The sequence below is a fragment of the Mariniphaga sp. genome, from assembly GCF_041687215.1.
Classification (GTDB): domain Bacteria; phylum Bacteroidota; class Bacteroidia; order Bacteroidales; family Prolixibacteraceae; genus Mariniphaga.
In genome coordinates this window covers 39,085-60,397 of the sequence record NZ_JAWLCI010000028.1, presented here as the reverse complement: position 1 = coordinate 60,397, position 21,313 = coordinate 39,085, and the positions used below count along the sequence as shown (strand labels likewise).

Sequence of the window (21,313 nt, the reverse complement as noted above, 5' to 3'; positions counted from 1 at the left end):
ATTGCTACGGGATGTTTGTTTTTGTACACCCTGAAAATACTGATAATTCAGCTATTTTTAGGTAACAAACTCCCTTTTTTTATGAATAATTCAGGTTAGATAAGTTTGAGTCAGAACATGCCATATCTTTTCAAAAACGTTTTGTAAAATATAAAAGTAAACTTTTCTTGTTTTTAGAAAAGGATAATGTTCCATGGAACAATAACAATGCTGAATATTCAATTAAACCATTTGCAAAATGGCGTAAAAAAGTAAGTAAATCGTTGACGAAGCAAAATATTGAAAATCATCTGATTTTGCTTTCAATTTTGCAAACATGCAAGTACCAAGGGATTAATTTTTTTGAATTTTTAAAGTCCGGCGAAATGAGTATTTTTGATTATTCAAAAAAATGAAACTATGAGTAATATAAAGCTATTTGAGAGTAAGCAAATTCGTTCTGAATGGAATGAAGCTGAACAAAAATGGTATTTTGCAATTATTGATGTAGTTGAAATTCTTACAGAAAGTAATAATCCTCGACGATATTGGAGTGACCTTAAAAGAAAGCTAAACAAAGAAGGGTTTTCTCAGTTGTACGAAATTATCGTACAACTGAAAATGATATCCTCCGATGGGAAGAAATATATTACTGATTGTGCTGATGCAAAAGGACTTTTACGAATTATTCAATCAATTCCATCTCCTAAAGCAGAACCTTTTAAGCAGTGGTTGGCTCAGGTCGGTTCAGACAGATTAGATGAAATAGAAAATCCTGAATTAGCCACTCAACGTACTCGGGAACTATATAAACTCAAAGGTTATCCTGATGATTGGATAGAAAAACGAATGCGAAGCATTGCAATTAGAGAAGAATTAACAGAGGAATGGAAAAACAGAGGAGTAAAAGAACAAATGGAATATGCAATTCTAACTGCTGAGATTTCAAAGGCTACTTTTGGGTTGACACCTTCTGAATATAAAAAAATCAAAGGTCTAAAAAGTCAAAATTTGCGAGACCACATGACTGACCTTGAATTAATTTTTTCAATGCTTGGAGAGGCATCAACGACAAAGGTTACCAGAGCTAAAAATGCAAAAGGATTTATTGAGAATAAAGTTGCTGCACGAATAGGTGGAAAAATAGCTGGAAACGCTTTGAAAGAATTGGAAAAAGAAAGTGGAGAAAAAGTTATTACTTCAGAGAATTATCTACCAGAAAAAAAGAAATCCAAAGAGTTGAAAAAAGGCAAAAAGAAATAGAATAAAAGCATAATTAAAATATGAGACACTGTTTCACAAAGTGTGTAAGTAAAAATATGACAATCAGAAAGATACAATAACCGCCAGTGCATAGTCGAGTAGGTAAAGGGGAATTTCACCCCTAAACCTCTCTCAGAACCGTACGTGAACCTCTCGATTCATACGGCTCTTATTATGCAGTCAATTTTCAGGTTAATTGATAACCTAAAACCCAGTGATAAAATAAATTTGGATACTGGTTGCACACCCATCTCAACCATTGCACAGCTTTAACTTTGCTTCGTTTGAAACGTTTGTATTTGTTCAGTATCCATTTTATCATCCGATGGTGCAGGTAGTAAAAAACAGGTCGCAAACATCTACGATTGATTTTTCCATAATAATTTAACCAACCCCGTATTTTTGGATTTAACAGTATTGCCAAATCCTGAATAGTACGCTGTGTTTTGTTATGAAAATCCAGTTTCCGCAGTTCCCCGGTGATTCGCACCTTGGATTTTCGGCTCATAATGCAATCGAATTGCAGAAAACTCCCCCCTTTCTTTAACTTCATCCGTATTGGACGAAAGCTAAATCCCAGAAAATCAAATTGTACAGGATAACCTTTTAGGTTTCTTCCCGATTTCTTGCAATAAACAATCTTTGTCTTTTCGGGATGGGCTGTGAGACCACAATCCGTAAGACGTTGCTTTACTGCTGCAAGCACAAGAGTAGATTCCTGATATGTGCGACAGTGCATAATAATATCGTCGGCATATCGTACCATTTTCACTAATGGGTAATGGATTTTCAGCCACTTGTCAAAACAGTAGTGCATAAATAAATTGACCAGTAATGGACTGATGACCCCGCCCTGTGGTGTCCCTTTTCCTGATGTTGGCAATAATGTGCCGTCAGGAAGTTGAACCGGGGCTTCAAGCCATCTGCGGATATAAAGTAATACCCATTTCTCCGGAACATGCTTTTTCAATGCTTTTAATAATAGCCCATGATTTACATTCCCAAAGAAGTCCTTTATGTCCAAATCAATTGCCCAACTGTATTTCCGCACATGTTCCTGTACTTTATTTACCGCTGAGAGTGCACTTTTGTTTGGCCGGTAGCCATACGAGTTTTCTAAGAATTCAACTTCAAGCCTTGGCTCCAGGTACGTTTTAACCACCTGTTGCGCAATCCTGTCGCTTACCGTTGGAATACCCAATGGACGCTTTTTGCCGCCCGGCTTGGGAATCTCCACACGTTTTACTCCGGGTGGAAAATAACTCCCGGAAGTTAATCTGTTCCATATCTTATATAATTCTTTGGAACGGACTTTATCGAAATCTTCCAGTGTTTGCTGGTCAACCCCGGCACTTCCCTTGTTACTCTTCACCTTTTTGTACGCTTCCCATACCATCATCTTTGTTATGGAAATTGACTTTGTTTGTTCATTAAAAATCATCCTTAAAATTTTAAGTTGTCATTAATTCCAAACTGCATAATTGAAGCCCTTTGCTCCACCCCCATTACAGAGGCTTCATCACTACTACGGCTTCATCCGCCACCTCAACAGTCATTGGTAATCGTCTTGCAGGTATTTCCTGCTTGGGTTTTCCCTTTTGCATACTGTTAAGGTTTCCTGCGTTCCGCATTAAAGCCTGAATAGGGTTCATGCCCCCTTTATGACGGTTGCCGTGCAGACAGTAATTAGGTTGTCTCTGCACTCATCCCTGACACCTCGATATTTATCAGGTTTTGACAACGACTTGGCATTTCGTCACTTCATCGGAAGGTTCGCTTTCGCTCATCTCCCCTATTCACACCTGACTGTTTGTACAGCCTTTTCTTCTATCGCTTCATGCGTCTTTGTTTCCTCAAACACATCATAGAAGTGGTTTGGTTGGTACTCCTAAAAATCCCAACCGGAAGGCCTGCTTCCATCTTTATTGCAGTTGCGTTGCTTGCGCAACTCGCAGCACACATCGAGTAGCCCGCCCCACCAGCAAACGCTGGCAGGGGGAGGCTCTCACACCATCCCGATTGCTCGGGGCGGTTCGTTAAGTCGTCAGGAATACCCAGGGGACAATTTTCCGTCCCATTTAACGGGATTAATTTGATTGCAGAGTTCCAGCAAAGGAATATACCCAACTTTGTAGTTCATGTGTAATGTAACACCGGCAGGGTTTTGTCCGGTAGCTGCAGATATACGCTCGTAAGGATTTTTCGTAAAGCAATTTCTGGGGAAGCAGGCTTTTTGTAAATATTTCATACACCCTCTGGTTTTTAGAGCCAAAAGTTTGTATATTTTCAACATAAAATCTAACGCATGAAACCCGAAGATTTAGGATACAATCCCACGCTGGAAAAATTCAGAGAAGAACAGAATCTCAAAGATTTTGAGACAGGAAGAGTTATCGCAGAACACAAAGAAAGGTACATTGTAAAAACCTCAACAGGAGAGTACGAAGCCGAAATTACCGGTAACATACGTTTTACAGCCCAAAGTCGCGAAGATTTTCCTGCAGTTGGCGACTGGGTGGCACTTAATGTTTATGACTCTGAATTTGCCATTATCCACAAACTGTTTCCGCGATATTCGGTGATTAAAAGACAGGGTGCCGGACATACAGGAGAAGTGCAAATTATTGCAACAAATGTTGATGTGGCTTTCTTGGTTCAGGCTGTTGACCGCGATTTCAATCTCAACCGGCTGGAACGCTACCTCACTATATGTCATGCATCGAAAGTAAGCCCGGTAATTCTACTCACAAAAACCGATCTTGCCAACAAACATCGTGTTGCAGAAATACTGGAAAGTATAGAACAGCGGATAAAAAATATTCCGGTAATTGCTGTAAGCAGCGAAACCCAGGATGGGTACAAGGAGTTAAAACAAGTTATAGAAAAAGGAAAAACCTATTGTCTCCTTGGTTCTTCTGGAGTTGGCAAATCAACACTATTGAACAATCTCTCTGGAAAATTTTTAATGAGAACAGATTCAATTAGCCAAAGTACAAATAAAGGAAGACACGTTACAAGTCACAGGGAATTAATTGTTCTTGAAAGTGGTGGTATTCTTGTTGATAATCCGGGAATGAGAGAAGTAGGAATAGCAGATAATTCAAGCGGATTAGAAACAACCTTTGACAAAATTATCCGTCATTCTCAAAATTGTAAATTTAAAGATTGCACCCATAAAAATGAGGTAGGTTGTTCGGTTATTAATGCAGTTGAAAACGGAGAAATTGACAAAAAATCCTATGAAAACTATCTTAAATTGGAGCGAGAAAAAGCACATTATGAATCAACAATTGAAGAGAGACGGAAAAAAGAAAAAGAGTTTGGAAAAGTGTTTAAAAACTACAAAAAAGATATGAAGAAAAACAAGTTCTAAACCCGAAATGGAACACAACAAAATTGAGAAAGACAGATGCACAAACAACACCGAACCGGTATTAAAGGCTCAATGCAAAAAGGTTTTGAGGGTAATTTATGCATTCTACCCTACACCAAGTTTTGAAATGGTGGATAATGTTGCAGCCTGCAAACCGCTTCCGGCCATATTGCCAAACGACAACTACAACCCTAAAAGAGCCGCTGCCGGCCACGTGAAGTTTTAACACGCTTTTGCCGGATAGTGCTAATTTCAAGAATGATAAACTTAAAATACGGGAAATCCACTCTTAAACAATAATGCACAGAGTTGTACTGAAAAGTCCCTGAAAATAAAATGGTTCCGGCTTTTTCTAACAGTTTTTTTTGTAACTTGTGTTATCATTAAATCTGTTTAAAATGGAAAAGGCAAAAAAAACTCCATTACCCCACGATTCAACTTACGAGTGGCAAAACAAACTTTTGCCATGGTTTATTATTGTTCCCACAGTTTTAATTTCAGTATTTATCATTCTTGCAACCCGTCAGGTTACCCAAATAAACAAAAGGATGCAAACCACACAGGATACAACCTTTGTGAACAGTTTAATGGACCGGGGAGATGTTAAACTTTCGGGCGATTTGGAATATTACAAATGGCTTGTTCTTGTTAAAATGGAGCAGGAAAGCTTTTACCGGCGGTACAACCAGGCCGAACTGCTGCTTATGTCGAGGATTTTTACCAAGTATCTTGGTTTTTTTACCGGAATGATTCTGGCTATTGTAGGTTCGGTTTTTATTATTGGCCGTATAAAGGAAGACACAACCGACTTTGAAGGAAGCATCTCAGAAAAAGCCCGGTTTAAACTTATAACTTCCTCTCCCGGAATAATTTTCGGGATAATGGGAACTGCCCTGATGATGACCACGATACTGCATCATCGCGACATTGAGGTGAGAGACAAGGCTTTGTATCTGAAATCTGCCTATGAAATTGTACTTCCGCAGAATTATCCTGCCCAGAAAAAGGACTCCATTCAAATTGATCCTGACGCTTTCCAACAGTTATTTGATGACAATTAAAAACTACAGAGATGGAAGGGCCAATTAATTCACTTAAAAAGAATGTCATAAAGAGTGCACATATCCAGAACCGCTTAAACAGGCTAAAAAATTTTATCTGTGCAAAAGAACTGATTACTATTGTATATCTCCTGCTGTTGGCTATTTGTCAGTCTGTTAACAGCCAGACCCTGCAGGATTATGAGCATTTGAAAAACCTTTATAACCAGAAAAAATTTAGTGAATTATATGAAAAAGCCGTTTCCCTAAGAAAAAAGCAATACGGAAAAAACTGGAAAACAGACTATTTTATTTCAAAGGCTCTATGTGCGGCAAGCGACAATAACCTGGCTATGCGAGCATTCGATTATACATTAACGGTGTATAAAAGAGATTTGAATAACAACCAGTTTGAATTTCTGCTAAGCGAGCGGGACAAATGTTCCGAAACGCAGTCAGTTGGAAGTATTCCTGCACATTATGCCGGTCTGCATATCAGTATTATTGATAATGAAACATCAGGTGTAAGCGGAAAAATGGGATATATTGTAAACTGCAATACCGATCCCAACACCTTTTCGGTCGATTCGTCATTCGATTATCAAAGCCTGAACCAGCGAATTTTCAGTGTGGATGAAATACAAACTGCTGCAAATTATTACCGCAATTTATTGGGAACCGGATATTCCTGTATTCCACGAGGACGTTACCTGTTTATTGTACCGGCAGCAACCGGAGCAAACGATGAAACCTTCAACCGCATTGCCGGTTACCTGGAAAATGCGTACAACTTTTACGCAGAATTTTTCGAACTGCGAAAACCCGAAAATATTATTGCGGTTTACCTGATGAATACCAGGGAAAATCTCCGGAAAATGGCAAAAAAAACACATGGTTTAACCATTCCCGACAGCAACATCGGATATTCGTGTCTGGCCGACCTCAGCCTCCTCGGTACTTCAACCACCGAAAGTATTGGAACCATTGTTCATGAGCTGTTTCATCTGATGATTCGGGCCGACGTGGGCGATATTCCAACTTGGCTTGATGAAGCTGTTGCCTGCTTATATGAAACCTCGCGCTGGACCGGAGGCCTGTTGAAGGGTGAAATCAGCCAGTGGAGAACCGAAATACTGCTTAATCTTGTTGTTCCGCGATTGGATGGCCTTTTTGCGACTAACTTTAACGAGTTTACCTCACACGAGCATGTGCGCAATTATGATCAATTTGCTTTTCACGAAGGCAACAACAATTGCGAAATAGCCCTGAATTACGCCCTGGTGAAACACTTTGCCATATTTTTGCAGGAAACCGGAAAACTAAAACCAACCATAAATGGCTTCAAAGAGCGCAAAAATGTATTGGTGGACACCTTGTACCACGACGAAACAGATGTTGAAGTTTTGGAAAGGGTGTTTAACAAACCCTTTGACGAAATCCAGGCTGAATTTGACTCCTGGTTAAGTTATATGTACCCCCTGAATCCTGATCGGTCTGTTCACTATATTCTGTCACATGTCCGTTACATTGATTATTGCGGGGATGAAGCACTAAGGCAAACAAAGGCAAATTTACTGCAAAAATTAGGTGCTGCAAGTGGTCAGCTAACCGATGAACAAATAAAGGAGATAAACCGGTTTATTATGGAAGCCAGGTATTATTGCACAAAATAATGAATCAATTAAATCAGCATTATTCCTGTAACTTTATCGATCCAGTTTTTAACCCGAATAATTCATGGATAGTTCAGGTTAAAGTAATAATTTCCTGTTTTCGTAAATTTTTGTGATGGCATTTACAATGTCGTCCATGTCATTTTTTGTTCCAAGCAAAATGCTCTGGTAAAACGTAACGGCTTCGCGGGCAAGCTGGTCGTTGCCCGGGAGTTGGTTTTCTTCGCGCCATTGGTTCAATCGTTTTTCTGAAAAAAGTCGCTTATAACCTTTGGAATTCAGCGCATCTTCAATCAGACCGTCATTATTTTGTTGCCCGTAACCGGTTGAACAGGGAATGCCTTCAGCCCGAAGCGCTTCCAAAAATTTTGCCCTTGGCACCTGGTCAAATTCTTCTGAAACAAACCTGAACGGGTACATGTGATAAGCCGACCGGTTGTTTCCTTCCACCAATTTAGCCGGATAAATTCCCGGAATTTCCCTCAGTTTTTTATCGAGGTAGGTGGCATTTTCCAGACGAATATCAGCATCTTTTTGAATGCGTTTCATTTGCGAAAGTAAGGTCAATGCTTGTATTTGCTGCATGCGACGGTTGCTGCCCCGAACAGGGTAATCAGAAGTACGCTTCACTCTGCCAAATGGCCTCCCACAGTTATGAAAAGAATAACAGCGATCCATCAATTCATCGTCGTTTCCCAATACAGCACCGCCCTCGCCGGCAGGTAAATTTTTTGAATTCTGAAAACTGAAACAGCCCAAGTCGCCCAGCGTTCCCAGCTTTTTACCTTTGTATTCGCCCAACCAGGCCTGACAGGCATCTTCCACCACTTTCAGATTTTGCTTTTTAGCTACAGCGTTTACTTTGTCCATATCAACCGGCAGCCCGTAAATATGAACCGGAAGAATCGCAGTGGTCCGATCGGTAATTCGTTCTTCCATTTTTGCCGAATTGATTAAAAAAGTTTCCGGGTTGGTATCCACAAAAACCGGCAGGGCTTTGTTCATAAAAATTACATTGTAGGTGGCAATAAATGTGTAGGGCGAAACCAGCACCTCATCGCCGGCATCAACTCCTAAAACATGCAATGCCACAAGAAGTGCAGTTGTTCCACTGGCGGTTGCCAGGCAGCGTTTGGCTCCCATCAGGCGGGCATATTCCTCTTCAAATTCAGAAACATGCTCTCCCCCGCCCCGCCACCAGCGGCCACTGCGGAGCATATCAAGCACCCCGTCTTCAGCCGATTTGTCCCAAACCGGCCATGGTGGCCAGGGTGCTGTTCTCACCTTTTCGCCACCCAGCAAAGCAAGTTTTGAAGCTTTTGCAAAACTAAACGGAGTTAACGGATGAATGGCCATGGTTCCCAGAACTCCTGCAGAAGCTGTTGATATGGCCTGCCGACGAGAAATATGACGTTGTGCCATGATATTCGTTTTTTGGTTTAGAATATGAAATTCCAACTATTCCGCCAAATTACTGAATCTCGTATAAAAAAAGCTTGTTTTTTCTAAAAAATAATTGAAAAGAAAAAACACCCTAAATAAAATCTGTTCAAATTCAAATTTGATTGAAAATGATTTATTTTTGCCCCTTGAAATCAGATGTTAGGTACATTTATCCATATAAGTTTTGACACCATACCAAAGGTAAGTATTATTGAATTTTTGGCGGTGATTGTGGCTTTGGGCACTGTTTCCATTTTATGGAGGTATAAAAAATCGAAGGAAGTGATGTACCTCATTTATATTGAAATTTTTGCTGCAATCTGGGCATTGGCTTGTGGTTTGGAATTTTTAGCGGATGATTTGGAAACAAAAAAATTCTGGTCGCAACTTTCTTACCTTGGATTTTCATTTCTACCGTTATTCTATTTTTTATTTACCACTGCCTTCAGTCAAAAATACCATATTATTACACCCCGGAATCTGGCGTTACTTTCAGTTATTCCTTTTGTAACTGTTCCACTTGCACTTACCAACGAATATCATAATCTGGTTTGGAAAAATGTATATTTAAATTCAGAATCTAACATGACTATTATTGAACATGGAATCTGGTTCTGGATTTTCTGGTCCTATTCCATAACATTAATTTTTGCCGGATTATACAACCTGTTTCGCTCAATTTATGAATTTACAGCCTATTACCGTTCACAGGTAAGTACTTTACTTATTGCCACGCTTATTCCGCTTGTTGGAAATTTGATGTACATAACAGGCTTGAACCCAATCCCAGGATTTGACTGGACACCCGTCCTTTTCGTTTTCACCGGACTTGTAATAACATTTGGAATTGTTAAGTATCGCATGTTCGATTTAGTCCCTTTTGCCCGAAACAAACTGATTGATACCATGAGCGATGGGGTGATTGTGATCAATTCCGAAGGATTTATTGAAGACTATAATCCTGCTGTTGCCCGTATTTTCAAATTTCAATCAAAATCCATGGTCAGAAAACGTTTTGCTGCGGTGTTTGCCCCTTACGCAAAACTGATTGAGGCCAGCAATGAAAAGAAAGCAAATCTGATTGAAATTGAAACCATTGAAAATGATTTAAAAAATTATTACCAGATCAGAATTACTCCGGTTTATGATCGGAATCAGAAGTTTTCGGGTCAATTGTTGCAAATAAATGAAATAACTTCGCTGAAAGAAACAGAGCAGAAACTAAAGGACGAAATTGAAGAACGTGGCCGGTTAATTGACGACCTTGATTCATTTGCCCACACCGTTGCACACGACTTGCGAAACTCGCTGGGTTCGGTGTATTCATCGAGTGAAATTATTGAAGCCAGTATTGCTGAAGGAAATACTGAAACTATTCACGAATTTGCAGAAATGATTAAAACTGCCTCGCAGAAAGCGATGCAAATCACTCATGAACTTTTAATTCTGGCCACGGTCAGTCATCATGAAATTGAACGAAAACCGCTGGACATGAAGCAGATTTTTAACGGGGCAAAAAAGCAGATTAAAGATTTAATCTTAAATAAGAATGCTCAAATTTCTGTTCCTGAAAAATGGCCTGTTGCAACTGGTTATGCTTCCTGGGTAGAAGAAATTTGGGTGAATTACCTTACCAATGCCATCAAATACGGAGGTTCGCCTCCAAAACTGGAGATTAGGGCTGAAAATAGCGCGAGCGATTCTGTTCGCTTCTGGATTAAGGATAACGGCAACGGAATTGCGCCCGAAAACCAATCTAAACTTTTTCGGAAATACGTCCGTTTAGTTCCCGAAAAAGCGGATGGATACGGTCTTGGGCTTTCTATTGTTAAACGCATAGTAGAAAAGCTCGGAGGTTCGGTTGGAGTTGAAAGTTCTGGTATAAAAGGCGAAGGAGCGCTGTTTTGGTTCGAATTACCCAGGAACTGAACACCTTTTCTAATTATTCACCGAAGTCATATTTCACATGCTCAGGTAAAGGTTCAACTGCCAGTTTCATCCAGGTTCCATTTATTTTTACAACCACCAGGTTGTTGTCCTTATCGTAAAAAATGGTTCCATCCTCGCCTTCTTTTAGCGCTTTAAAATTGACATGCTTTGCGCTTTCTTCAAAATTCTGTTCATCGTCACCTTTTGGTTTTTCCCTTCTCAGATTATCCTCTCCAATCCGGCCAAGTGTCAGCGCGTTAGATAATTTCAGCGAACCATAAAAAATGGCTTTATCCCGACTAAACAAAAATGAATGTTGCCTCACATCGGAACCGATTCGGAACCAGTTGTATGCGTCCGCTGAATGATTGTAAACTGTTCCGTAATAATACAATTCTGCAACGGCCTTTTCCTCCTCTACATGTTTATTAACCAGCATGGTAATCCGCGATTTATCATCTGAGGCATACCCCTCAAAAACATGATATCCCCGACGTTTGAGGTTTTTTTCGTTCGCATTGCCGCGAACCTGAATCATATAAGGCGTGCTCAAAATCCCGTTCACTGTTGTGTACATGGGAGTAATCTGCGGGTCGAACCCAAAATTGTACCCACGGTCATTCCATTTCTCCCATTTTGCATCAACATCAGAAAAAATCTCAGTTCTCCATTTTCCTGAATTTTCGGAACCAGCCAGTAACCGGTAATAATCGTTTCTAACAGAATTCTTTACACGCTGTGCAATAGAAGAAACAGCAATCAATCCTATCAAAAGGGTAATAATTAGCTTTTTCATTGTTTTGTAATTTAATTTCGGTTGAATATTTTTAGATGAAATGACTCAGCAATACGTTAAAACCTTGTGTTCACAATATTTGTAAATTTTGAACCAAATGTATAAGTAATGGCCACAGAAGTAGAGAAATTATAATCGGTGGCCAGTTCGCGTTGCCTGAGCAAAATTTCTTCCAGGGTTGCTTCTCCTTTAGGTAATGAAAGCTGATCGCGAACCACATCGTACTGAGCCTGAAAATTTAATGAAAAACCTTCGAAGAGCCTGACTGATGTTTGTCCAAAAAATTCGATACTACGACGTTTTATATCATGCAAGTATTGGGAACCTTCCAAACCCATTTCAATGCTGCCCCAGGGTTGCTGTATATTTACAACTCCTTCAAATTCATGATTAAACAAATTTTCCTGGTTTTTACCGAAAATGGTTTCTTTGTAATAATCATAATAACCGTAACCTATTTGATAGGTAAAAGTGATCGACTTCCTTGTAGCAACTTCATAGGGGAAAATGGAATATTCAATTCCAGGACTCAAAATGAACTCATGTCTGATATTTCGTCCGTTGTATGTAAGATACGTACCAAACAGGCCGGCTGACCAGTGCTGGCTAATACTTTTTATCGCATAAGAATCCAGTCCGTGGCGGTGCTGACTGCTGATAACCGGTTCGTCGCGCTCAGCGGTTTCTATTTTTACCCGGTCATAGTTGAAATATGGCCTGATTCGCAGTTTCCAGTCCTCGGTAACCCGGTCGGCAAAAACGCCCCACCGGGAATCAAATTCGCTTTGATTCGTTTCCAGTTCCAGTTCCACACTTCCAACATAAATCTGAAAAACCCAGTAATCCCAGGGATCATTATTTTCCTGAAAGTTGTAATGTTCTCCATTGCCATCGTATTCAATTTTAAAACTGGTAGCCATGGGTGTTTGCAAAACAAAAGAGGTAAGTCCCAATTTCAAATATTCAGTCAACCTGATGCGTCTTTCTTCAGATGTAGCGTTATGATCAATATGATACTTTAACGTGTATCCTGTACCTTCAAAATTCTGGCGTCCAATAAATGAAAACTGGTATTCATAGCCTCCGCCCGAAGTTCTTTCATCCGTAACAAAAACATGAATATCAGCCAGTTCAGGGTCGCGAACATAATTTACAAAAGTTAATTCTGTTCTTATGTAATCGAAATCGCACCTCCTGCAATCGAGGTAAACGTAAGGAGCACCAACAGGAAGCGGTAAAGAATCATTCACGGTAGCCTGCCCGGAAAGATCATAAAAAGAACCAGTTAAGAAAAAAACTACAAAAATGAATTTGAGGTATTTTTTCCATTCCTTAATTTGACTGCTTTTTATGACTGATTTTTGGTTCATTTCCGTGTTTTTTCGTAAAAAAGCAAAAGTAACATACCTTGTTTGAAATACAATATTTATGAAATTGCCAAACGGAATTCTTCACATTTTCTTTATTGTTTCATATTGAAACAGATCGGTGTTCCAAACATTTCAGTGGAAAGAATGTTTTAATACAAATGAACAAAATCTGATTGATATGAAACGTCGTCATTTTCTGAAAGCAGGAGCAGCAGCAGCCGGAACACTTTTGTTTGAGGCATTTCCGTACCATGCATTTGCAGGAACAACTAAAAAGTATGCGTCAGACAGAGTAATGCTGGGGAATACCGGCATTGAAGTTTCGCGGCTGGCGATGGGCACCGGAACCAGTGGCTATGGCGGCAGTTCAAACCAGTCGAGAAAACTGGGATTGAAAGGACTTTCGAACCTGCTTCGCACCGGTTATGACAACGGTGTTTTCTTTTGGGAATCGGCTGACCAATATGGAACACATCCCCATTTTAAAGAAGCTTTAAATGGTGTTGACCGTGATAAAGTGGTGCTTTTAACCAAAACCCATGCCCGCACGGCAGATGAAATGAAAGCCGACCTCGACCGTTACAGGAAAGAAATGGGCACCGACCACATTGAAATTGTTCTGTTGCACGCACTTACCGACCCCGACTGGAACAAAAACCGCCGGGGCGCCATGGATTACCTGGAACGGGCACGCGAAGATGGAATAATTAAAGCGCACGGCGTTTCGTGCCATTCGTTGGGAGCTTTGCAAACCGCCGCCAACGAACCGTGGGTGCAGGTTGATTTAGCCCGCATGAATCCTGCCGGTGTGCGCATGGATGCCGAAGTGCCGGTGGTTTTAAAGGTGTTGCAGGACATGAAAGCCAAAGGCAAAGGAATTATTGGGATGAAAATTCTGGGTGCCGGCCATTTCCGTAACAAAGTGGACGAAGCATTGCAGTACGCTTTGGCCCAGGATTATATGGACTGTTTCACCATCGGTTCTGAAAACATCGACGAATTTAAGGATTTAACCAAACGTATCCCCGCTGCCAGTGTCCGAGGGTAATTTTTCATGTTATCCTTGTATTTTATCCGAAAAAAGGGAAAGGTATCCTTGTATTTTGTCAGATTTTTACACGATACAACCTTTCATTTTGTCCGAAGATTGTTATAAAACTCAGATTTTTAGCCCCCAACCTCAACTTTAATTCCGTATGCTCTAAAAACCTGAACAGCGTGTTCGATTTCCTTTTCAGATAACTCTTCCATTCCGTAAGAATCGTAAGCAACTCCCATTTTTTTGTACTTCCCGCGGCCAATGGGATGATACGGCAACAAATTCACAAATGGCTTATTTCCATTTAATCCTGAAATAAAATGTGCGGTTTCTTTTAGGTTGCGCTCATCGGCATTTACATTTTTAATCAGCGGAACACGAATGTTTACCGGATATTTTTTGTCCACCAGAACTTTCAGATTTTCCAGGATGAGTTTGTTTTCAACACCCGTCCATTTTTTGTGCTGAACAGGATCCGTTAGTTTGAGATCGTAAAGAAACAAATCGGTAAACTCTGCAACTCGCAACAACGTTTCTTTCTTGGCAAAACCAGAAGTATCAACTGCCGTATGAATACCGGCCTGTTTACATAAAACCAGCAATTCCATCAAATATTCAGAAAACATGAGCGGTTCGCCCCCCGAAATGGTGACACCCCCACCCGACTGTTCAAAATGCGCTCGTTCCTTTTCAATGATTTTCAGCAATTCATCGGTACTGTAAAACCTGCCCGACATTTCAATGGCTTTGGTTGGGCAGGCGTCTGCACATTTTCCGCACAGATTGCAAAGGTCCCAATCGGTAACAATTCCTTCAAGAGTCAGCGTCAACGCATCATTAGGACAAATTTCAATACAATCACGGGCACCGATACAGCGGCTGGCCGTATAAAATTTTTGCTGCGCCGGCGACTGGCTTTCCGGGTTGTGGCACCACCGGCACGAAAGCGGGCAACCCTTAAAAAAGATGGTTATCCGAATCCCCGGACCGTCGTTAATGGCGTAGCGTTTTATGTCGAAAATGAGTGGTTGATTCATCTACAAGTATTTAGAATTGAGTACAAAGTAGTGAGACTTTTATTTCATTTCGAATCTGAGGTTCGCTTTTCTTTTTCCCTGCAACTTTATATTCATTCTTGTACTCATTTCTTTGTACTCACTACTCTGTACTAATTGTCTAATTTAAAATCCTTCATTCTCCGTTCGTGCAATTATTTCCTCCTGCAAATCTTCGTTCATGTGGTTGAAATAATCGCTGTACCCAGCCATGCGCACCATCAAATCGCGGTATTCTTCCGGATTTTGCTGTGCAGCCCGCAAGGTAGCTGTATCCACAATATTAAACTGAACATGGTGACCACCCAGCGTAAAATAGCTGCGAATGAGGTGCCCCAGTTTTTCTACGTCTTTTTCCCGTTTCAGCAAAGCCGGTACAAAACGAAGGTTCAACAATGTCCCGCCCGATTTGGTCTGGTCGAATTTGGCCAGCGAACGCACCACAGCAGTTGGTCCATGCGTATCGGCTCCATGCGACGGCGAAGTTCCGTCGGAAATGGGTTTTCCGGCCAGCCGCCCGTTTGGCGATGCACCCAAAACCTTCCCAAAATAAACATGGCACGTGGTGGAAAGCATGTTTACATGGTACGTTTCCCCTTTGATGTTCGGTTTTCCGTCGATGGCGGCCAGCAAATCATTGTAAACACGAAGTGCAATTTCATCGGCGTACTCGTCATCGTTCCCGAAAAACGGTGTTCGGTTCAGCACAAATTGTCGCAACCGCTCGTTGCCTTCGAAATTATTATTCAATGCTCCCAGCAGAGTTTCCATTTCAAAATTCTGTTCTTCAAAAATGTGCTTTTTTAAAACAGACAGACTATCGGTTACGGTGCCCAGGCCGGTGCACTGAATGTAGCTGGTATTGTATCGCGGTCCGCCGTTGTAATAATCTTTTCCTTTTGAAATGCAGTCGTCGATTACCACCGAAAGAAAAGGCGCAGGAGCGTATCTGGCAAACATCCGGTCGATGTAATTGCTCACCCTGATTTTCTGATCAACCACAAAATTCAGTTGTTTTAGAAACGCGTCGTAGAGTTCTTGGAAATTCTTAAAATCAGTAGGATTGCCGGTTTCAATGCCGGCTTTTTTCCCGGTGAGCGGGTCAATGCCGTTGTTCAGGGTAATTTCCAGAATTTTGGGCACATTTAGATAACCGGTCAGCAAAAAAGCTTCTTTCCCAAAAGCGCCTACTTCAATGCAGCCGGAACACCCGCCTTCCCGGGCATCCTGTAACGATTTTCCCTGCCGGAGCAACTCTTTCACATACACATCCGGATTAAAAACTGAGGGGAAACCATGCCCGCGGCGAATTACCTTAACGGCCTCATTCAAAAACCTGTTGGGCGTTTTGGCGCTGATGTGAACCGAATTACCGGGCTGCAAAATATGCAGTTCTTCAGCCACTTCAAGTAAAATAAAGGAAACTTCATTCACCGCATTGGAACCATCGGATTTAATGCCGCCAAGGTTGATGTTGGTAAAATCGTTGTACGTGCCGCTTTCGCGGGCCGTAATGCCCACTTTGGGAGGCGCCGGATGATTGTTTACTTTTATCCAAAAGCAGCTAATCAGTTCCTTTGCTTGGTCGCGGGTGAGTTTTCCTTCCGCCACATCGTTTTCGAAAAACGGCTGAAGGTGCTGGTCGAAATGGCCTGGATTCATGGCATCCCAGCCGTTCAACTCGGTAATGGTTCCCAGATGCACAAACCAGTACATCTGAATAGCTTCCCAAAAGTTTCGGGGCGCATGGGCAGGAACATGGCGACAGACCTCTGCAATCTTTTTTAATTCTGCCACACGCTGCGGATTGTTTTCTGTAACAGCCATTTGTTCAGCCAGTTCCGCATGGCGTTCGGCAAAAACAATGGCAGCATCGCACGAAATAGCCATGGCCTGCAATTCTTCCAGTTTATCAGTAGCTTCCGGGTCGTTCAAAAAATCGAGTTTATCGATTTGTTCCTGTATCTCCCGCTTAAAATCGAGCATCCCTTTCCGGTAAATTTTCCCGTCGAGCGCAGTATGCCCTGGCGCCCGTTGTTCCATAAACTCGGTAAAAAGTCCGGCTTCGTATGCCGATTTCCATTCCTGCGGCACATGGCTAAAAATCCGTTCGCGCATGGTGCGGCCTTTCCAGTAGGGAATCACTTCGCGTTCATACGTGTCGATATCTTCCTGAGCAATAAAATAACTCTGCTGCTCCCGGGTGTTCAGCACATGAAAATCTTCCACGCTGTGACAAGTCAATTCAGGAAAAGTTGGAACTGATTTGGGAAACGGACCACGTTCACCCACAATCAGTTCATCGTTGCCAATATAAATGGTTTTTTGTTTGCACAGCTCCATAAAATTGAGCGCACGCATCATGGGCACGGAATATTTTCCTTCGTTTTCCCTGAAAAATTTGGTGGTAATCAAAGCCCGCTCAATGGAAAGCGATTCTTTTGTTTCAACGCTCAACCGTCGCAAAAGGCGGATTCGGTCATTCATGCCGGGATATGAAGAACTTTCATCAGCCGAAATGGCGGATTCGGATTCTTTTTCGATTATTTGGTTTTTTGTGCGCATCGCAAAAAGCTAAAAGTCAGTAATAAAATGAATACGGGAATAAGTTTGGTTTGAGGGGGGATTTTCAGGCATAAAAGATACGACATTCAAACAGGCACCTGTAAGAAACCAGAAGGTTCGAATGATAAGATTTTGCCTTCATTTTGAATTGAATTTGGGATAAAATTATAAAATTGAGCTGATTTATTTCAAATCATCCGGAAAAATAATTTCGTCAACCAACTGCCCGTCGCGCAAGCGCATCCAGGTTTTAAACTGCCGTTTGCCTTTTTCCAGCACCACAATTCGTGAGCCGTGCTGCAAATCGCCGTAGGTGGTTTTTCCACCCGACCAGCGGCCGTATGCCAAACCAATTCCGTGATGGTTCACAATGTAGTCGTTCACATGATCGTGCCCAACGAAAGTTCCCATCACATCTCCCTCAAAAAGCATTGCGGTAAACATGCCGGTGTTTATGTCAGGCGAACACTCATCTTCATTTCGTTGTCCTTTTTTCTTCGCCTCGCTGTCGAAGGCTGTTTTGTATTCCGGCAGCGGAATATGAAAATAAGCCAGTGCAGGAAGTTTTTCGCCACTTTTTTGTGCATTTTTCCGGCTTTGTTTCCGGTACCAGTTCACCTGGTCGTGCGAAAACCAACCATACCCTTTCACACTGTCGAGGGTGCTGTAAGCGTTTGAATCGAGAAACCAAAGCAGTGCACTTTTCTCTTTATTTTCTGCATTCACTTTCACCAGGTAGTCGCCAAAATCAGATTTTGCATCCGGTTTTTTCCCAACATATCCTGGGAATGTTTTCAGCAATTCCCGAATTTGCTGCCGCGATAAATCGTGCTCGTCGTCGTGGTTTCCCAGCGTAAGGGCAAACGGAACACCGGCTTCAACAACCGGCGCCAAAACAGCTTTCCATCCGTCGGCTGACGGACGTCCGGTAACGATATCGCCAGTAAAAACAGCCAAATCGGGTTTTTCTGTTTCCAGGATGTATTTTATCAACTCCAGCGATGGCTCAGACTCAGCCACACCCGGTTTGTAATGAATATCGGTAAACTGGGCAATTTTGAACGTGCCGTCTGCATTAAAATGCAGTTTGTTTTTTGGCTGTGCGCCGGCAGAAAAAATTAAAGACACGAAGAAAACAAAAGTTAAATAGTTTTTGATTGGATTCATTTTGCTGAATTTAAAAGCTCCGAAGATAAAAGAAGAATTTAAAAATTTCTGCAATCCTCCAAATTATATTGAACAGGAAAGCTAATCAAAACAAAAACAGCCATGATTTTCTTTCGAATGAATTATGGCTGTTTCTGGAAGACCGGCAGGAATCTGCTACTTTTGATATACCCTCACATAGTCAATTTGAAAATGATGTGGAAATTTGGAATCATCTATTCCTTTTTTGCCGCCCAGACCGCCACCTATGGCCAGGTTAAGTATCAGATGAAACTGCTGGTCGAACGGCCAGGCCTCAAAACCTTCGCCGTTGTTGGTAAATGTGAAATAATGTTCTCCGTCCACATAACTCTTAATTTCATTTTCATTCCATTCTGTAGTGTAAACATGGAATTTGGTAGTAGCTGTTGGCAAACCAATTTTTTTACCCACCTGTGTGCCAATGGTATGGTTGAAAGCGCCCGTGTGAACAGTTGAAAAAACGGTATCGGGATTAAAACCCACATGTTCCATAATGTCAATTTCGCCGCTTTTTGGCCAGCCGCCGTAATTATTTTCAGTTGGCAACATCCAGATAGCGGGCCATGTGCCACGACCTGAAGGCACTTTTGCACGAACTTCTACTTTACAATATTTCCAATCGCCCTTTCCTTTGGTTGTTAAACGGGCCGAGCTGTATTCTTTGCCAAAAGTGGGCTCTTTAATGGCTGTGATGGTAAGAATTCCATCGCGAATGTACACATTGTCAGGGTCGGCAACCGGATACCATTGTTTTTCATTGTTTCCCCAGCCGTATTCATTTCCGCGGGTGTCGTAGTTCCACTTTGTGGTATCAGGCAAACCGTCGGTATCAAACTCGTCGGACCAAACCAATTGCCAATTATCTTTTTCGGAATTATTATCCGATGAATTCGCATTCCGCTTATTTGTGCAATTAAAAAAACAGATTGTTGAAAATAATATAATCGATAAATATTTCACTTTTATACAATTAGTTTTATAATTTAAACTCGCTATTTAAGAAAGGAATGAGTACAAACCCATTCCTTTCTCGTAAAATTAAAATCAAAATAAATATTTGCTTACTGCAAATACCACGGAACCTGATTGATTCCATCGTAACCACCAAACTGCTCGTCGATGGCTTTTTGGTAGTTTTCCGGATTTTTTGTCAATTCGTCGGTTGGGTACATCCAGCGTTTTGGATATACTGTCGGGTCATCCGGATTCAGGCTGGTTGAAGGATTTAACGGATACTCAGGATAGCCGGTACGAAGAAACTGCGAATAGTTTCCGCCGTTACCCTGGAAGAAATCTATCAACCAACGTTGCAGCCAAATTTGCTTCAATCGTTCTTCTTTAGTGCCGTTTGTGGCGTAAGCTGCCGCCCCGGTAAAATAGTTATTGATATAATCCTGGTCAATTTCCATTCCATGCACCCAACCTGAAGTGTGATTCAGGTTCATGTAATATTCCAGCATGGCTTTTACTCCATTTTCATAATATTCCTGTGCATTTCCTGAAACCCATCCTTCTTCAATGGCTTCAGCAATAATAAAACACTGTTCAGAATAAGTGAAGTAAAGCATCGGATCCCCATCCCTGAATTCAACATAACGTCTGTTCAGCAGCGAATAACTGCCACTTGCATTGTTAAGTGCGAGCTGTTCAGCCGAAATTTCGGTGGGAGCTCCTACATACGCTTCAAAATCAGATTCTTCCAGGCCTTCGTCAGTTTTAACCTGAGCCGGTTCAGCAAAATAGAAAAGCCTACGGTCATTTAATTCTTTGAGTGAATTTACAACCAGTTCTGAAACACCGGTATATTTCCTGCGTTCTTCGCCGTTCCACATGGGGTAGGTTGCATTCGGATTATCCGTATATACCAATTTAAAGTTGTCTTCATTGCTTTCCAACAGGTTTCCTGAATTCACAATGGCTGCAAAATGAGCTTTTTGTTCCTCTGTAACTTTTTTACTCATGGTTTGAATAACTTTCAACTGCATGGCATTGCTCAATTTTCGCCATTTTGAAACGCTGCCACCATACATAATATCACCGTCGAAATTAACACCCTGTGCAAAATAAGATTCTGCCTGTTGTAAATCGCTGAGAATTCCGGCAAATACATCAGCCTGTTTGTCGTACTTTGGCTGCGTAATGCCTTCAGTTGCTTTTCCTGCTTCGGAATATGGAATATCTCCCATATCCAGCGTGTTATTAAAACCAAACCTTGCCTTTAAAAACAGCTCCAAACCTTTGTAAGACGATTCGAACTGGGATCCTTCCGCGTATTCAGACATGAACTTAAGGTCAGTTAATCTTGTAAAAGCACCAAAACTACCATAAGGGTAATAGGAATAGTAATACTGACCAGGATTTGGATTGGTTTCAAGCATGGCAATGTGCTTGTTAAACAGGTTTCCTGAAGTAAAATCAGATGGATTTGGATTCCAAAAACGATAGGTATCTTTTAATGTTTGCGTTGCCAGCATAGCAGGCGTTACCCTGTTCGTTTTATTCGGATCGGTATTTATCTCCTCAAAATTGTCGCAGGATACTGCTATCGCAAAAGTGATTATTGCTGTAATTATATATTTCAGATTTTTCATCGTTATATT

17 protein-coding genes are annotated in these 21,313 nt (G+C 41.3%); 8 read left to right on the top strand and 9 right to left on the bottom strand.

The genetic code is table 11. The annotated features are described in order from the left end of the window. Positions 1-122: 122 nt before the first annotated feature. Both ACESMA_RS11520 and ACESMA_RS11515 read left to right on the top strand, forming a co-directional pair. Positions 123-395: an IS66 family transposase gene (locus ACESMA_RS11520; protein ID WP_372948968.1), complete on the top strand. Its 273-nt coding sequence runs from the start codon at positions 123-125 to the stop codon at positions 393-395. Between the two features lie 4 nt (positions 396-399). Beyond that, on the top strand, positions 400-1,242 hold the full coding sequence (locus tag ACESMA_RS11515) for a Bro-N domain-containing protein (protein ID WP_372948966.1): 843 nt from the start codon (positions 400-402) through the stop codon (positions 1,240-1,242). A 187-nt stretch (positions 1,243-1,429) separates the two neighbouring features. On the opposite strand, the gene ltrA is transcribed toward ACESMA_RS11515, so the two are convergent. Next, positions 1,430-2,683: a group II intron reverse transcriptase/maturase gene (gene ltrA, locus ACESMA_RS11510; RefSeq protein ID WP_372948965.1), complete on the bottom strand. Its 1,254-nt coding sequence runs from the start codon at positions 2,681-2,683 to the stop codon at positions 1,430-1,432. A gap of 864 nt (positions 2,684-3,547) precedes the next feature. Here ltrA and rsgA point away from each other — a divergent pair. The 4 genes from rsgA (at position 3,548) to ACESMA_RS11490 (ending at position 7,328) form a co-directional block, all read left to right on the top strand. Continuing rightward, positions 3,548-4,615 (top strand): ribosome small subunit-dependent GTPase A, encoded by a 1,068-nt coding sequence (gene rsgA, locus ACESMA_RS11505; protein WP_372948964.1) that lies wholly within the window; start codon positions 3,548-3,550, stop codon positions 4,613-4,615. A 7-nt stretch (positions 4,616-4,622) separates the two neighbouring features. Next, positions 4,623-4,841 carry a hypothetical protein gene (locus ACESMA_RS11500; protein WP_372948963.1) on the top strand — a complete coding sequence of 73 codons (219 nt, stop codon included), beginning with the start codon at positions 4,623-4,625 and terminating at the stop codon, positions 4,839-4,841. A gap of 172 nt (positions 4,842-5,013) precedes the next feature. Next, positions 5,014-5,676, top strand: a complete 663-nt coding sequence (locus tag ACESMA_RS11495; protein WP_372948962.1) for a hypothetical protein — start codon at positions 5,014-5,016, stop codon at positions 5,674-5,676. Between the two features lie 11 nt (positions 5,677-5,687). Then, a complete protein-coding gene (locus ACESMA_RS11490) occupies positions 5,688-7,328 on the top strand; it encodes a hypothetical protein (RefSeq protein WP_372948961.1) in 1,641 nt (546 codons plus the stop codon). 78 nt (positions 7,329-7,406) lie between these two features. On the opposite strand, the gene ACESMA_RS11485 is transcribed toward ACESMA_RS11490, so the two are convergent. After that, positions 7,407-8,750, bottom strand: coding sequence for a DegT/DnrJ/EryC1/StrS family aminotransferase (locus ACESMA_RS11485; RefSeq protein ID WP_372948960.1), 1,344 nt, complete (start codon positions 8,748-8,750; stop codon positions 7,407-7,409). Between the two features lie 177 nt (positions 8,751-8,927). On the opposite strand from ACESMA_RS11485, the gene ACESMA_RS11480 reads away from it, so the two are divergent. Further along, complete coding sequence (locus tag ACESMA_RS11480) at positions 8,928-10,700, top strand: histidine kinase N-terminal 7TM domain-containing protein (protein ID WP_372948959.1); 1,773 nt, start codon at positions 8,928-8,930, stop codon at positions 10,698-10,700. 13 nt (positions 10,701-10,713) lie between these two features. Here the strand turns inward: ACESMA_RS11480 and ACESMA_RS11475 are convergent, their stop codons facing one another. Continuing rightward, entirely contained in the window at positions 10,714-11,496 is a 783-nt protein-coding gene (locus tag ACESMA_RS11475) for a hypothetical protein (protein ID WP_372948958.1), read from the bottom strand. 56 nt (positions 11,497-11,552) lie between these two features. Continuing rightward, positions 11,553-12,866 carry a hypothetical protein gene (locus tag ACESMA_RS11470; RefSeq protein WP_372948957.1) on the bottom strand — a complete coding sequence of 438 codons (1,314 nt, stop codon included), beginning with the start codon at positions 12,864-12,866 and terminating at the stop codon, positions 11,553-11,555. Between the two features lie 178 nt (positions 12,867-13,044). Between ACESMA_RS11470 and ACESMA_RS11465 the strand changes: the two genes are divergently transcribed. Next, positions 13,045-13,914, top strand: coding sequence for an aldo/keto reductase (locus ACESMA_RS11465; RefSeq protein ID WP_372948956.1), 870 nt, complete (start codon positions 13,045-13,047; stop codon positions 13,912-13,914). Positions 13,915-14,033: 119 nt separating this feature from the next. Here the strand turns inward: ACESMA_RS11465 and ACESMA_RS11460 are convergent, their stop codons facing one another. From ACESMA_RS11460 to ACESMA_RS11440, 5 genes are all read right to left on the bottom strand, one after another. After that, positions 14,034-14,942, bottom strand: coding sequence for a glycyl-radical enzyme activating protein (locus tag ACESMA_RS11460; protein WP_372948955.1), 909 nt, complete (start codon positions 14,940-14,942; stop codon positions 14,034-14,036). Between the two features lie 144 nt (positions 14,943-15,086). Continuing rightward, positions 15,087-17,525, bottom strand: coding sequence for a trans-4-hydroxy-L-proline dehydratase (gene hypD / locus ACESMA_RS11455; protein ID WP_372948954.1), 2,439 nt, complete (start codon positions 17,523-17,525; stop codon positions 15,087-15,089). A gap of 183 nt (positions 17,526-17,708) precedes the next feature. Then, on the bottom strand, positions 17,709-18,692 hold the full coding sequence (locus ACESMA_RS11450) for a metallophosphoesterase family protein (protein WP_372948953.1): 984 nt from the start codon (positions 18,690-18,692) through the stop codon (positions 17,709-17,711). A gap of 156 nt (positions 18,693-18,848) precedes the next feature. Continuing rightward, a complete protein-coding gene (locus tag ACESMA_RS11445) occupies positions 18,849-19,673 on the bottom strand; it encodes a family 16 glycosylhydrolase (RefSeq protein ID WP_372948952.1) in 825 nt (274 codons plus the stop codon). Between the two features lie 101 nt (positions 19,674-19,774). Beyond that, positions 19,775-21,304 carry a SusD/RagB family nutrient-binding outer membrane lipoprotein gene (locus ACESMA_RS11440; RefSeq protein ID WP_372948951.1) on the bottom strand — a complete coding sequence of 510 codons (1,530 nt, stop codon included), beginning with the start codon at positions 21,302-21,304 and terminating at the stop codon, positions 19,775-19,777. Between the last annotated feature and the right edge of the window lie 9 nt (positions 21,305-21,313).